Here is a 13,277-nt window from a genome sequence, read left to right on the forward strand (position 1 = left end):
GGTGAAGTTAATCACCGAGGTCGGCGGCGTCAACACCGGCGCAGGGCGCCGCCACGATGTTGCCGCGGTAGCGGTTGCGGGCGGCCAACGCGGTGTGCAGATCGTCGATCAGTGGGTCGAGGAACATCGCGCGGTACTCGGCGTCGTCGACCGCGCGGGCGCTGATGTACATGAAGGTCAGCGCGCCCAGGAAAAGACACATCCGAATCAACGAATCCGGCGCGGGGAACGTCATGCCGAGCACCGTCGTGGTCATCGAGTCGTAGTGCGTCCACTCCCGAAGCAGCGGCGGAGTGAGAATGATCATGCCCAGAACGAGGTATATCGTGGCGCCGACCGATGCCACCACCAGGATCTCGACGAGTTGCGAGGCGGCCAGCAGGAAGACCACGTTGAGGCGTTCGGCCCGGGTGAGTGGGAAGCCGGGAGAGGGGTCGCCCATCGTCGCGAAGGGTGTGTCGGCCAGGCTTTGGCTGCCTTCGGGCAGCACCGCCGTGGAGCGAAGCAGCGGACGCACCCGTTCCACCGTCTTGGACACGACGAACGCCCCGGCGATGGCGAGCAGAAAAACCATCGCCAACGTCAGCCTCTCGCCGTTGATGTTGGCGGCCATCAGCCAGACATAGGTGTTGAAGAACACCAATGCCGTCAGCAGCACGATCGGCAGGGCCCGGACCGCCAGCGTGCCGACCGTCGCCAGGTGCTCCAGCGTCATCCGCACCGCCCAGCCAAGCACCGACCCGACGCCGCAGCCGGTCTGCAGCAGCACCAGGCCCACCACGACGGCGGTCCGCAACAGCTGGATCGGGCCGGATTCGATGACGTCGGATGTGGCCGCGAAGGCCACCGCCGTGGTTGCCACCGCCGCTTGGCCACGCCCGCTTGGTATCTGCGACACCAACCAGCCGACGAGGGCGGCCAGCGGTAGAGCCACCGCGAGCAGCGCCAGGATCACCCATTGCGCTGTCGTCGGCGTCGCGCTGATGAAGACTTCGCCGCCGTCGGTGACGAAGAAGACCGCCATGAGGCAGCCCTCGACCACCGCCCACGCGGCCAGCATGGGAGCCGACCGCGGCCACAGCCGACGGCACCGGCCGCGCATGGTCAGCACCGACGGCAGACCACGCTTCAAGAACCAGCTTTCAGCCTCCACAATGGCCGATGCTCGGGCCGCCGGGGGGCGACGGACGGAAAGGCTCATGCCGGCTTACCCCTTGTGTTGTGCTCGTTTCGCCTGCTGCTGATCAGTTTTCCGGGTCCATCTCCGTCGATTGTGCCGCCGGTGCGCTTGCGGATGTAGTCGAACACCGTGGATTGTGCGACGACGACGCTCTGGCCGGGGTTCAGGGCGGGGATATCGAACGGCTTGTTGGCCAGTCCCCGTGATGGCGTCCCGTCCGGACCGGCAATAGGGCACCGTCGTGTGTGGCGGGCACGATCGAAGGCCCAAGGTCGAATGCCGGGGCGAGAATCGCTCCAGGCGTTGCACCTTCCTCATCTGCCCCACGTGTATCCGGTACTGCCGACACACAAAGTGCCCGCCTACCAGCGACAGCCACGGTTGTCGCTGGTAGGCGGGCGCATCGCACATCCCTGCCGTGCCGGAACGCGTGAGGTGAATGAGACAGCAGGGAACATGCACCTGGCGCATCGGGTCGCCAGTGGCCGCCGGCACGCGGGGTCGCTCCGGTCCCCGGCCCGCTCCGATGTTCTGGGTCGCCGGGCCCGTCCCGATTGCCCGGCTCCTCAGCGGGCCGGTCCCCGGCCCGCATCGTCACCGGGCCCGTCCCGATTGCCCGGCTCCTCAGCGGGCCGTCCCCGGCCCGCATCGTCGCCGGGCCTAGGCTTTACGGCATGCAACGGATTATCGGAACGGAGGTCGAGTATGGCATTTCGTCGCCGTCGGACCCGACCGCCAACCCGATCCTCACCTCGACGCAGGCGGTGCTGGCCTACGCGGCGGCCGCCGGCATTCAGCGCGCCAAACGCACCCGCTGGGACTACGAGGTGGAATCACCGCTGCGGGACGCCCGAGGCTTCGACCTGAGCCGCTCGGCGGGGCCGCCGCCGGTGGTCGACGCCGACGAGGTCGGGGCCGCCAACATGATCTTGACCAACGGCGCGCGACTCTACGTCGACCACGCGCACCCGGAATATTCGGCGCCCGAATGCACCGATCCGCTCGACGCGGTGATCTGGGACAAGGCCGGCGAGCGCGTGATGGAGGCCGCCGCCCGGCACGTCGCCAGCGTGCCCGGCGCCGCCAAACTGCAGCTGTACAAGAACAACATCGACGGCAAGGGCGCCTCCTACGGGGCGCACGAGAACTACCTGATGTCGCGGCAGACGCCGTTTTCGGCCATCATCGCCGGGCTGACCCCATTCCTGGTATCCCGGCAGGTGGTGACCGGCTCCGGTCGGGTCGGCATCGGGCCAGCCGGTGACGAGCCCGGCTTCCAGCTGTCCCAGCGCGCCGACTACATCGAGGTCGAGGTCGGGCTGGAGACCACGCTGAAACGCGGCATCATCAACACCCGGGACGAACCGCACGCCGATGCCGACCGGTACCGCCGGCTGCATGTCATCATCGGCGACGCCAACCTGGCCGAGACGTCAACCTACCTGAAGCTGGGCACCACGGCGCTGGTGCTGGACCTGATCGAGGAAGGCATCGACCTGACCGACCTGGTGCTGGCCCGGCCGGTGCACGCGGTGCACGCGATCAGCCGCGACGCGTCGCTGCGGGCGACCGTGGCCCTGGTCGACGGTCGTGAGCTGACCGGCCTCGCACTGCAACGCATCTACCTCGACCGGGTGGCCAAGCTGGTTGACAGCCGCGACCCGGACCCGCGGGCGGCGGACATCGTGCAAACCTGGGCGCACGTGCTCGATCTGCTCGAGCGTGACCCGATGGAATGCGCCGAGCTGTTGGACTGGCCGGCCAAGCTGCGGTTGCTCGAAGGTTTCCGGCAACGGGAGAACCTGAACTGGTCGGCCCCCCGGCTGCACCTGGTCGACCTGCAGTATTCCGATGTCCGGCTCGACAAGGGCCTGTACAACCGCCTGGTGGCGCGCGGATCGATGAAACGCTTGGTCTCCGAGCACCAGGTGCTCAACGCGGTGGACAACCCGCCCACCGACACCCGCGCGTATTTCCGCGGCGAATGCCTGCGCCGGTTCGGCGCCGATATCGCCGCGGCCAGCTGGGACTCGGTGATCTTCGACCTGGGTGGTGATTCGCTGGTGCGGATCCCGACGCTGGAGCCGCTGCGCGGCAGCAAGGCACACGTCGGGGCTCTCTTGGACTCGGTGGACAGCGCCGTGGAACTGGTGGAACAACTGACCGGCTAGGGCTCGTTAGACCGGGAAACACCGGCGTTGACCGGTAGGGTAGAGAAAGACCGGCGGGGGCGTGACGCGCACCCGCGGCCCCATGACGAAGCAGGAGGCGGCGATGGCTCAGGAGCAGACCAAACGCGGCGGCGGCGGCGGCGATGACGACGACTTCGCCAACAGCACCGCTGCGGGCCAGGAGCGTCGCGAAAAGCTGACCGAGGACACCGACGACTTGCTCGACGAGATTGACGACGTCCTCGAGGAGAACGCCGAAGATTTCGTCCGCGCATACGTCCAAAAGGGCGGACAGTGACCTGGCCGTTGCCTGATCGCCTGTCCGTCAACCCAGCACTTTCCCGAACCCCCGGTGTAGACCTGTCATCCTTCGCCGATTTCCTGCGCCGCCAGGCGCCGGAATTGCTACCGGCGAGCATCAGCGGCGGCGCGGACCCCGCCGCTGTCGGTGACCGGTTGCCGCACGGCACCACCATCGTCGCGCTGAAGTTCCCCGGCGGTGTCGTCATCGCCGGGGACCGGCGCTCGACCCAGGGCAACATGATCGCCGGTCGCGACGTGCGCAAGGTGTACATCACCGACGACTACACCGCCACCGGCATCGCCGGCACCGCGGCGGTCGCCGTCGAGTTCGCCCGGCTGTACGCCGTCGAGCTCGAGCACTACGAGAAGCTCGAAGGCGTGCCGCTCACCTTCGCCGGCAAGGTCAATCGGCTGGCGATCATGGTGCGTGGCAATCTGGCGGCCGCGATGCAGGGGCTGGTGGCGCTGCCGCTGTTGGCCGGCTATGACATCCACGCGTCCGACCCACTAACCGCGGGGCGCATCGTCTCGTTCGACGCCGCCGGCGGCTGGAACATGGAGGAAGAGGGTTACCAGGCGGTGGGCTCGGGCTCGCTGTTCGCCAAATCCTCGATGAAGAAGTTGTATGCGCAGGTCACCGACGCCGATTCGGCGTTGCGGGTAGCCGTGGAGGCGCTGTACGACGCCGCCGACGACGACTCCGCCACCGGTGGCCCGGATCTGGTCCGCGGCATCTTCCCCACGGCGGTCACCATCGACGCCGACGGGGCCGCCGACGTGCCGGACAGCCGGATTGCCGAAGTGGCCCGCGAGATCATCGAAAGCCGTTCGCGCCCCGACACTTCCGGCCCTGACACTTCCGGCCCCGATGGCGGTGAGAAGTGAGCTTCCCGTATTTCATCTCACCCGAGCAGGCCATGCGCGAGCGCAGCGAGCTCGCGCGCAAAGGCATCGCCCGGGCCCGCAGCGTGGTAGTGCTGGCCTACGCCGGCGGGGTGCTGTTCGTCGCGGAGAACCCGTCGCGGTCGCTGCAAAAGATCAGCGAACTCTACGACCGGGTGGGCTTCGCGGCCGCCGGCAAGTTCAACGAATTCGACAACCTGCGCCGCGGCGGGATCCAATTCGCCGACACCCGCGGCTATGCCTATGACCGCCGTGACGTCACGGGCCGGCAGCTGGCCAACGTGTACGCCCAGACGCTGGGCACCATCTTCACCGAGCAGGCCAAGCCGTACGAGGTCGAGTTGTGCGTGGCCGAGGTCGCGCACTATGGCGAGACGAAACCCCCCGAGCTGTACCGGATCACCTACGACGGGTCGATCGCCGACGAACCCCACTTCGTGGTGATGGGCGGCACGACGGAGCCGATCACCAACGCGCTCAAGGAGTCCTACACCGAGAACGCCGACCTGCCTGACGCGTTGCGGATCGCGTTGAAGGCGCTGCGGGCGGGCAGCGCCGAGGCCTCGGGCAACGGTCAACCCAGCCTCGGGGTGTCCAACTTGGAGGTCGCCATCCTCGACGCCAACCGGCCGCGGCGGGCGTTTCGGCGGATCACCGGAGCAGCGCTGGAAACGCTGCTGCAGAAATCGGACGCCAAGGCCGCCAAGGCATCCAAGACAACCAAGGCCGCCAAGGAGTCCAAGGACTCCACGGACGCGAAATCGTCCGACTAGACGGCCAGCCGTTCGGCCGGTTCGGCTTCGCTGACGCCCATGGATCTGGGGAATACCCAGAAGTGGCGCCCAGGCCGGGATAAAATTTGCTCCTGCCGCTTCATCTGTTGCGACCGGCTCCGCCATGAGATGGGAGGTGCCAGATGTCGTTTGTGATCGTGGCGCCGGAGGCGTTGCTGGCGGCGGCGGCTGATTTGGCGGGAATTGGGTCGGCGATCGACGCGGCGAATGTGGCGGTGGCGCTGCCAACAACGGGTGTGCTGGCCGCGGGCGCCGACGAGGTGTCGGCGAGCATCGCGGCGATCTTCGGGGCGCACGCCCTGAGCTATCAAACCGTCAGCGCACGGGCCGCGGCGTTTCATGATCAGTTCGTGCGGGCCTTGACCGCCGGTGGGGGTGCGTATGCGAGCGCCGAGGCCGCCAACGTCCAACAGAGCCTGCTGAATGCGGTGAACGCGCCCACCCAGGCCCTGTTGGGGCGACCGCTGATCGGCGACGGCTCCGACGGCGGAACCGTCGGGGGGGTCGGCCAGCCCGGCCGGCCCGGCGGAATCCTGTACGGCAATGGTGGCAACGGTGGGGACAGCACGAGCCCCGGTGTGGCCGGCGGCAACGGCGGGGCGGCGGGGCTGATCGGCAACGGCGGTAACGGCGGCAAGGGCGCCGCCGGCGCGGTCGGCCCACTTGGTGCGGCTGGCGGCGCTGGCGGTAGTGGCGGCAACGGTGGCGCCGCTGGGCTGCTGTATGGCAACGGCGGGGCCGGCGGGGCCGGTGGCAACGGCGGGACCGGTGGCCCCGACGCGGGCACCGGAGGTGGTGCCGGCGGCCACGGCGGCGCGGGCGGCTTGGGTGCCGCGGCCGGGTTGATCGGCAGCGGTGGGGCCGGCGGGGTCGGTGGTCAGGGCGGGGCCGGTGCGCCCGGCGTCGGCGGCCTCAGCGTTGGTGGCAGTGGCGGCAACGGTGGCTTCGGCCAGTTCGGCGGTGCCGGCGGGCTGCTGTACGGCAATGGCGGGGCCGGTGGCGCCGGCGGCGACGGTGGGAGCTTCGGCGTCGGCGGTTTCGTGAACGGCTTCGGCGGCTATGGTGGCAGCGGCGGCCTGGGCGGCGACGCCGGGCTGTTGGGCACCGGCGGCGACGGTGGCAACGGCGGCGATGCCGGGGCGGGCCCGCATTTGCTCCCGCCGGGCAGCCACGGCGGGGCTGGCGGGGCCGGCGGGTGGCTGTGCGGAGATGGCGGCGACGGCGGCAACGGCGGTGATGGCGGGCTGCCGTTCATCGGGACTGGCGCCGGTCGCGGCGGCGACGCCCGGCTGATCGGCAACGGCGGCAATGGCGGCAGCGGCGGGGTGGGCGCGCCTGGCTCCGTCAGCAGCGGCGGCATCGGCGGCAACGGCAACCCCGGCGGCGACGGCGGTAACGGCGGCTGGTTGTACGGCAATGGTGGCGCCGGCGGGGCCGCTGGCCAGGGCGGGCCCGGCACCACCGGGGCCGGTGGCACCGGTGGTGCCGGCGGCCGCGGCGGCAACGCCATTCTGGTCGGCAATGGTGGGGCCGGTGGGGCGGGTGCGGCGGGCGGAGTCGGCACGTCGATCGGGCTCGCTGGGCTCGGGGGTACCGGCGGCACCCGCGGGCTGCTGCTGGGTCAGCCCGGCGCGCCCGGCCCACCCGGCTGAGGCAAGCCCCGTCCTTGACAGCATGCTGTCAAGGATCTTGATGCTATGCTGTCACACATGCGGACGACGGTGACGTTGGACGACGACGTCGAGCAGTTGGTGCGGCGCCGGATGGCCGAGCGGCAGGTGTCCTTCAAGAAAGCCCTCAACGACGCGATTCGAGACGGCGCCTCCGGCCGGCCCGCGCCACGCCGGTTCAGCACGCGCACGGCAGACTTGGGTGTCCCCGCGGTCAATCTCGACCGGGCCTTGCAGCTTGCGGCCGACATCGAGGACGAGGAACTCGTGCGTCGTCAGCGGCGCGGGTCATGAGCGCCGCTCTCCCCCGCAAGCGGGAGGTGCCCCCACCTCATCGCTTCGCTCTGCATCGTCAGCGGTGTGGGTCATGAGCGGTTCATGAAAATCGTCGACGCCAATGTCCTGCTGTATGCGGTCAATACCGCCAGCGAACACCACCGTCCGTCCCTGCGCTGGCTCGACGGCGCGCTATCCGGTGGCGACAGCATCGGATTCGCATGGGTCCCGTTGTTGGCGTTTGTGCGGCTAGTGACCCGGCCGGGGTTGTTCCCCCGCCCGCTGTCTCCGGAGGACGCGATTGGTCAGGTTGCCGACTGGCTGACCGCACCGAGCGCGGTATTGGTGAATCCGACCGCCCGCCACGCCGACATCCTGGCGAGAATGCTGACACAGGTGGGAGCTGGCGCCAACCTCGTCAACGACGCTCACCTGGCCGCGCTCGCCGTCGAGCATCGCGCCAGCATTGTGTCCTACGACAGCGATTTCGGCCGATTCGGCGACGTGCGCTGGGATCACCCGTCGGCGCTGCTGTGACGGTGTCCGAGGGGGAGTCGGGTTACTCAGAACGGCGGCGGCATGTTGCGTTCGCCGATATGGGCGTCGTTGAGGGCGCGTTCCCGGTTGATGCGGTGGGCGAGGTCGGCCGCTCGGGTCCGTCGTCTCCGGGGCATCATCACGCCGCGACGGTCGTCACTGACCGCGGCTGTTGGCGTCTCCGGTAGTGCGGCGGTCGTCGTGTGCCAGGCGGGGAAGAAAAGGCGACTGCCAGGGCGGGTGGTGTACGTGCGGCCGTTGGGCGCAGTCCAGATGACCGTGCCGTCGGCAAATTGCCGGTCATGCCAACCCGTCCAAAAGGTTTTCATCAAATGATGAAGACGGCACAGGCATTTGAGGTTGGAAGGGTGGGTGAGGCCGAACGGATACGCCACCGTGTGGTCGAGGTCGCAAAATTCCGCGGGCTGGTCGCAACCGGGGAACCGGCAGGTCATGTCGCGGACGCGGACGAATTCAGCCAACGCCGTGGAAGGCCGATACCCGGGCTCCGCTAGCAGGTCGGCGGGATCGCGGACCGGACGGATTTTGGCGCCGCCGCGGATCAGTTCCGCCAGCAACGGGGCGGGCACCACACCGCCGTTGGTGATCAGCGCTGCCGGCGGTTTGACCGACGATCCGGCGGGCGGTTCGGGTTCGGGGTCGGGGGCCAACGCCTCGGCGAGGGTCATGTCCGGCGTGATTGGTCGCGATGGGGGCTCCTCGCCCGACAGGTGTGGGTCAGGTTGAGCACCCAGTGCCGATGCCTCGGCGACGACGTGGATGACCACGCCGGTTGCCCGCTCGTCCTGGTCGGTACCGGACGGGCAGTCGGCATTGCCGCAGCCGCACGCGAGCCGTTCGGCGCCGGCGGCCAGCGCTCCCAGTGCATCGGCGCGGCGCTGCGCGATGGTGCGCGGGTCGTCGTCGCACACGCCGTGGGCCATCTGCATTAGCCGGCGGTCCAGCAGCGCAGCGTCGGTGGAATATAGCCGGCCCCACAACGCGGCGGTGCCGGCCTCGTCATCGGGGGCGCCGATGCACACGTCGCGGCTGCGGGCCGTGGCACGGCTACGCCGCAGCGCGCCGGGGTCATAACGGTCGATCCACCCGTCGATGGCCCGCTCGAGCTTGGACGCCGACAACGGTCCCCATTCGGCTGCGCGTTCGGCCAGGGCGGCATCGACCAGTCGCAACGCCTCTTGATCCCGAATCAGGTAGGTCCGCCAGGCGATGATCGACATGAGCCGCGAACTGAGCCGTCCGGACAGAAATAGCGCCGCCACCTTGGGCAGCCGATTCAGGGTGAGGCTGAGATGCATCTGCCCGGAGGCCCTGCCGTGGCTGATGCCGAGCGCGGCGGCCACCTCGGCGGCCGCGGAATCCCAGGAGTCGCAGGCCCAGTGTGCCGTCTCGTCATCACCTGTGCGTCGGCGGACGAGTTCGGCGATCGCCGATAGCCGTCGGGCGCTCGCCGCGGCCTCAGCGCGGGCGCAGTTCTCGATCGCGGCCACCAGCGCGGGGTCGTCGGCACTGCGCAGCTCCCCGGGGTCCGGCAGCAGCGTATCGCACATACGTTCGAGACTACCCGGGGGCACCGACAACATGACCGTCCGCGGGTCCGCCCAGCGCGGGTCGGCGTCGCAGAATGGGCGCGGCATGCCCACCACCGCGGTGAGACAACCAGTACCCTCGATAAGGTGCAGCGGCGAATCATGGGCATCGAGACCGAGTTCGGTGTCACCTGCACGTTCCACGGTCACCGCCGGCTGTCCCCGGACGAGGTGGCCCGCTACCTGTTCCGCCGCGTGGTGTCCTGGGGCCGCAGCTCCAACGTCTTCCTGCGCAACGGCGCGCGCCTGTACCTCGATGTGGGCAGCCATCCGGAATACGCCACCGCCGAATGTGACAGCCTGGTGCAGCTGGTCACGCACGACCGGGCCGGCGAATGGGTGCTCGAAGAGCTGCTCATCGACGCCGAGCAGCGGCTTGCCGACGAGGGCATCGGTGGCGATATCTACCTGTTCAAGAACAACACCGACTCGGCGGGCAACTCATACGGCTGCCATGAGAACTATCTGATCGTGCGGGCCGGTGAGTTCTCCCGGATCTCCGATGTGCTGCTGCCCTTCTTGGTCACCCGCCAGCTGATCTGCGGGGCCGGCAAGGTGCTGCAGACGCCCAAGGCCGCCACCTTCTGCTTGAGCCAGCGCGCCGAGCACATCTGGGAGGGCGTCTCCTCGGCGACCACCCGCAGCCGCCCGATCATCAACACCCGCGACGAGCCGCACGCCGACGCCGAGAAGTACCGGCGGCTGCACGTCATCGTCGGCGACTCCAACATGTCCGAGACCACCACCATGCTCAAGGTGGGTACCGCCGCGCTCGTGCTGGAGATGATCGAAAATGGAGTCGCCTTCCGTGATTTTTCCCTGGATAACCCCATCCGCGCCATCCGCGAGGTCAGCCACGACGTCACCGGCCGACGGCCGGTGCGGTTGGCCGGCGGGCGTCAGGCCAGCGCGTTGGACATCCAGCGGGAGTACTACTCCCGTGCCGTCGAGCATTTGCAGACCCGCGAACCCAACGCGCAGATCGAGCAGATCGTCGACCTATGGGGTCGCCAGCTGGACGCCGTCGAGAGCCAGGATTTCGCCAAGGTGGACACCGAAATCGACTGGGTGATCAAACGCAAGCTATTCCAGCGCTACCAGGACCGCTACAACATGGAGCTGTCCGACCCAAAGATCGCCCAGCTGGATCTGGCCTACCACGACATCAAGCGCGGTCGCGGCGTCTTCGACCTGCTGCAGCGCAAGGGCCTGGCGGCGCGGGTGACCACCGACGAAGAGATCGCCGACGCCGTCGACAACCCGCCGCAGACCACCCGGGCCAGGTTGCGCGGCGAATTCATCAGCGCCGCCCAGGCGGCGGGACGCGATTTCACCGTCGACTGGGTGCATCTCAAACTCAACGACCAGGCGCAGCGGACCGTGCTGTGCAAGGACCCGTTCCGGGCGGTCGACGAGCGAGTCAAGCGGCTGATCGCCAGCATGTAGGCGCCTATCCTGACGCGAATGGCCATATCGAAAGTCGAACGGCTGGTAAACCTGGTCATTGCGCTGCTATCCACCCGCGGCTACCTCACCGCCGAGAAAATCAGGTCCGGCGTGGCCGGGTACGCGGACAGCCCCACCGCTGAGGCGTTCTCCCGGATGTTCGAGCGCGACAAGGCCGAGCTGCGTGACCTCGGCATCCCGCTCGAGGTCGGCAGGGTATCCACCCTGGACGCATGCGAGGGGTACCGCATCAACCGCGACGCCTACGCGTTGCCGCCGGTGGAGCTCACCCCGGACGAGGCGGCCGCGGTCGCGGTAGCCACCCAGCTGTGGGAGTCACCGGAACTGATCACCGCAACCCAGGGCGCCGTGCTCAAGCTGCGGGCCGCCGGGGTGGACGTCGATTCCTTGGATGCCGGGTCCCCGGTGGCCATCGCGTCGGCGGCCGGCGTGCCCGGTCTGCGCGGGTCTGAGGGCGTTCTGGGAGTCCTGTTGTCGGCCATCGATGCCGGCCAGGCGGTGCGGTTCCCGCATCGGTCGTCGCGCGCCGAGCCGTACACCAGTCGCACCGTCGAGCCGTGGGGGGTGCTCACCGAGAAGGGCCGCTGGTACCTCGTCGGCCACGACCGCGACCGCGGCGCCACCCGAACCTTCCGGCTGTCGCGGATCGGCGCCGACGTGACGTCGATCGGCCCGGCCGGCGCGGTCATCGTGCCCGACGGCGTGGACCTGCGAAAGATCGTGGCCGAAACGGTCAGCGAGACGCCGACGGGTGCGCGGGCCACGGTGTGGGTCGCCGACGGGCGAGCCACCGCGCTGCGGCGCGCCGGACGGTCCCTCGGGCCCCGGCGACTGGCCGGCCGCGATGGCGAGGTGATCGAGCTCGACATCGGGTCCAGCGACCGGTTGGCACGCGAGGTCGCCGGTTATGGAGCCGACGCGATCGCGCTGCAGCCGCAGTCGCTGCGCGAGGACGTGCTGGCCCGGTTGCGCGCCCAGGCCGGGGTACCGGCGTGAGCGCGGTGTCCGCCCGCCTGGTGCGGCTGCTCAACATGGTGCCGTATTTCCAGGCCAACCCGCGGATCACCCGCGCCGAGGCCGCCGCCGAACTTGGGGTGTCCGTCACCCAGCTCGAGGAGGACCTCAACCAGTTGTGGATGTGCGGGCTGCCCGGCTACGGCCCCGGTGATCTCATCGATTTCCAGTTCGCCGGCGACACCGTGGAGGTGACGTTTTCGGCGGGCATCGACCGCGCGCTCAAGCTCACCTCGCCCGAGGCCACCGGGCTGTTGGTGGCCCTGCGCGCCCTAGCGGACGTCCCGGGGGTGGTCGACCCGCAGGCGGCACGCAGCGCGATCGCCAAGATCGCGGCCGCGGCCGGCGCAGCCGGACAGCACGGCACGGTGGCCGCCGTTGCCGAGCCGACACGTGCCGAAAGCCCGGCCGCCGCGGCGGTGCGCGCCGCGGTGCGGAACAAGCGGGCGCTGACCATCGACTACTACGCCGCGTCGCATGACACGTTGAGCACCCGGACGGTGGATCCCGTCCGGGTGCTGGTGATCGGCGGACACAGCTATCTGGAGGCCTGGTCACGGGAGGCCGAGGGGGTGCGACTGTTCCGCTTCGACCGGATCGTCGACGCCACCGAACTGGGGGAGCCGGCCGCGCCGCCGAAACCGGTGTTGCAGGCGCCACCGGACACGTCGTTGTTCGACGGCGATCCCGCCCTGCCGTCGGCAACGCTACGGCTAGCGCCGTCGGCGTCGTGGATGTTCGACTATTACCCGATTCGGGAATTGCGTGAACTGCCCGACGGTTCCCGCGAGGTGGCCATGACCTACGCCTCCGACGACTGGATGACTCGGCAGCTGCTTGGCTTCGGGTCGGCTGTGCGGGTGCTGGCACCGGAGTCGCTCGCGCAGCGGGTGCGTGCGGCCGCGACGGCGGCGCTGCACGCCTATCGGGCCGCCGGCCAGGAGTGACGGCGCGGCCGGGCGGCCGGTCGCGTCCGCTGCGGTACCATCGGGTCAACGTCTGGAGGTAATCACAGTGGGCAGTCTTAGTCCGTGGCATTGGGCGATCCTCGCTGTCGTGGTGATCGTGTTGTTCGGTGCCAAGAAGCTCCCCGATGCGGCCCGCTCGTTGGGCAAGTCGTTACGAATCTTCAAGTCCGAGGTCCGTGAGCTGCAGAACGAGAACAAGGCCGATGCGTCCCTGGAAACCACCTCGGCACCCCCAACGCCGGTGCAGTCGCAGCGGGTCGACCCGCCGGCCGCCCCTGAGCCGGGCCCGACCGAGGCGCGGCCGGCCTAGCCCGGCACCATCGTCGCGGTGGGTTTCCGGGCCTCGGCACGCGCCTTCGGTCTGCTCAGACGGCTCAACCCGCG

The 13,277-nt window shown here is 69.3% G+C and carries 13 protein-coding genes; 11 read left to right on the forward strand and 2 right to left on the reverse strand.

Going from position 1 to position 13,277, the window contains the following annotated elements; translation table 11 throughout:
* Positions 1-7 precede the first annotated feature (7 nt).
* Positions 8-1,201, reverse strand: coding sequence for a hypothetical protein (locus G6N20_RS05770; RefSeq protein WP_083049960.1), 1,194 nt, complete (start codon positions 1,199-1,201; stop codon positions 8-10).
* A 653-nt stretch (positions 1,202-1,854) separates the two neighbouring features.
* Between G6N20_RS05770 and dop the strand changes: the two genes are divergently transcribed.
* The 7 genes from dop (at position 1,855) to G6N20_RS05805 (ending at position 7,834) form a co-directional block, all read left to right on the forward strand.
* A complete protein-coding gene (dop, locus tag G6N20_RS05775; protein ID WP_163662839.1) occupies positions 1,855-3,351 on the forward strand; it encodes a pup deamidase/depupylase in 1,497 nt (498 codons plus the stop codon).
* A gap of 103 nt (positions 3,352-3,454) precedes the next feature.
* Positions 3,455-3,649, forward strand: a complete 195-nt coding sequence (locus G6N20_RS05780) for a ubiquitin-like protein Pup (RefSeq protein WP_083049979.1) — start codon at positions 3,455-3,457, stop codon at positions 3,647-3,649.
* A complete protein-coding gene (gene prcB / locus G6N20_RS05785) occupies positions 3,646-4,539 on the forward strand; it encodes a proteasome subunit beta (RefSeq protein ID WP_083049957.1) in 894 nt (297 codons plus the stop codon). The genes G6N20_RS05780 and prcB overlap by 4 nt, the downstream gene beginning before the upstream one ends.
* Positions 4,536-5,330: a proteasome subunit alpha gene (prcA, locus tag G6N20_RS05790; protein WP_083049955.1), complete on the forward strand. Its 795-nt coding sequence runs from the start codon at positions 4,536-4,538 to the stop codon at positions 5,328-5,330. Before prcB ends, prcA begins: the two co-directional genes overlap by 4 nt.
* Before the next feature lie 143 nt (positions 5,331-5,473).
* The gene (locus G6N20_RS05795; RefSeq protein WP_083049953.1) at positions 5,474-7,003 is read left to right on the forward strand and encodes a PE family protein; all 1,530 of its coding nucleotides are present in this window, start codon (positions 5,474-5,476) and stop codon (positions 7,001-7,003) included.
* A gap of 57 nt (positions 7,004-7,060) precedes the next feature.
* Positions 7,061-7,315, forward strand: coding sequence for an antitoxin (locus tag G6N20_RS05800; protein WP_083049978.1), 255 nt, complete (start codon positions 7,061-7,063; stop codon positions 7,313-7,315).
* An 84-nt stretch (positions 7,316-7,399) separates the two neighbouring features.
* Positions 7,400-7,834, forward strand: coding sequence for a type II toxin-antitoxin system VapC family toxin (locus G6N20_RS05805; RefSeq protein WP_083049951.1), 435 nt, complete (start codon positions 7,400-7,402; stop codon positions 7,832-7,834).
* A 26-nt stretch (positions 7,835-7,860) separates the two neighbouring features.
* On the opposite strand, the gene G6N20_RS05810 is transcribed toward G6N20_RS05805, so the two are convergent.
* On the reverse strand, positions 7,861-9,405 hold the full coding sequence (locus G6N20_RS05810; protein WP_083049949.1) for an HNH endonuclease signature motif containing protein: 1,545 nt from the start codon (positions 9,403-9,405) through the stop codon (positions 7,861-7,863).
* A 126-nt stretch (positions 9,406-9,531) separates the two neighbouring features.
* Between G6N20_RS05810 and pafA the strand changes: the two genes are divergently transcribed.
* From pafA to tatA, 4 genes are all read left to right on the forward strand, one after another.
* Entirely contained in the window at positions 9,532-10,890 is a 1,359-nt protein-coding gene (gene pafA, locus G6N20_RS05815) for a Pup--protein ligase (RefSeq protein WP_142272100.1), read from the forward strand.
* A gap of 18 nt (positions 10,891-10,908) precedes the next feature.
* Positions 10,909-11,907, forward strand: a complete 999-nt coding sequence (locus G6N20_RS05820) for a helix-turn-helix transcriptional regulator (RefSeq protein ID WP_083049945.1) — start codon at positions 10,909-10,911, stop codon at positions 11,905-11,907.
* The gene (locus G6N20_RS05825) at positions 11,904-12,872 is read left to right on the forward strand and encodes a helix-turn-helix transcriptional regulator (protein ID WP_083049944.1); all 969 of its coding nucleotides are present in this window, start codon (positions 11,904-11,906) and stop codon (positions 12,870-12,872) included. Before G6N20_RS05820 ends, G6N20_RS05825 begins: the two co-directional genes overlap by 4 nt.
* Before the next feature lie 67 nt (positions 12,873-12,939).
* A complete protein-coding gene (tatA, locus tag G6N20_RS05830; RefSeq protein ID WP_083049943.1) occupies positions 12,940-13,203 on the forward strand; it encodes a Sec-independent protein translocase subunit TatA in 264 nt (87 codons plus the stop codon).
* Positions 13,204-13,277: the final 74 nt, after the last annotated feature.

This window comes from Mycobacterium shinjukuense (genome assembly GCF_010730055.1).
GTDB lineage: Bacteria > Actinomycetota > Actinomycetes > Mycobacteriales > Mycobacteriaceae > Mycobacterium > Mycobacterium shinjukuense.

Excerpts from the sequence above, each read along its gene's own strand:
- G6N20_RS05770 (WP_083049960.1), bottom strand. The coding sequence starts at position 1,201 with ATGAGCCTTTCCGTCCGTCGCCCCCCGGCGGCCCGAGCATCGGCCATT.
- dop (WP_163662839.1), top strand. The coding sequence starts at position 1,855 with ATGCAACGGATTATCGGAACGGAGGTCGAGTATGGCATTTCGTCGCCG.
- G6N20_RS05780 (WP_083049979.1), top strand. The coding sequence starts at position 3,455 with ATGGCTCAGGAGCAGACCAAACGCGGCGGCGGCGGCGGCGATGACGAC.
- G6N20_RS05795 (WP_083049953.1), top strand. The coding sequence starts at position 5,474 with ATGTCGTTTGTGATCGTGGCGCCGGAGGCGTTGCTGGCGGCGGCGGCT.
- G6N20_RS05800 (WP_083049978.1), top strand. The coding sequence starts at position 7,061 with ATGCGGACGACGGTGACGTTGGACGACGACGTCGAGCAGTTGGTGCGG.
- G6N20_RS05805 (WP_083049951.1), top strand. The coding sequence starts at position 7,400 with ATGAAAATCGTCGACGCCAATGTCCTGCTGTATGCGGTCAATACCGCC.
- G6N20_RS05810 (WP_083049949.1), bottom strand. The coding sequence starts at position 9,405 with ATGTGCGATACGCTGCTGCCGGACCCCGGGGAGCTGCGCAGTGCCGAC.
- G6N20_RS05820 (WP_083049945.1), top strand. The coding sequence starts at position 10,909 with ATGGCCATATCGAAAGTCGAACGGCTGGTAAACCTGGTCATTGCGCTG.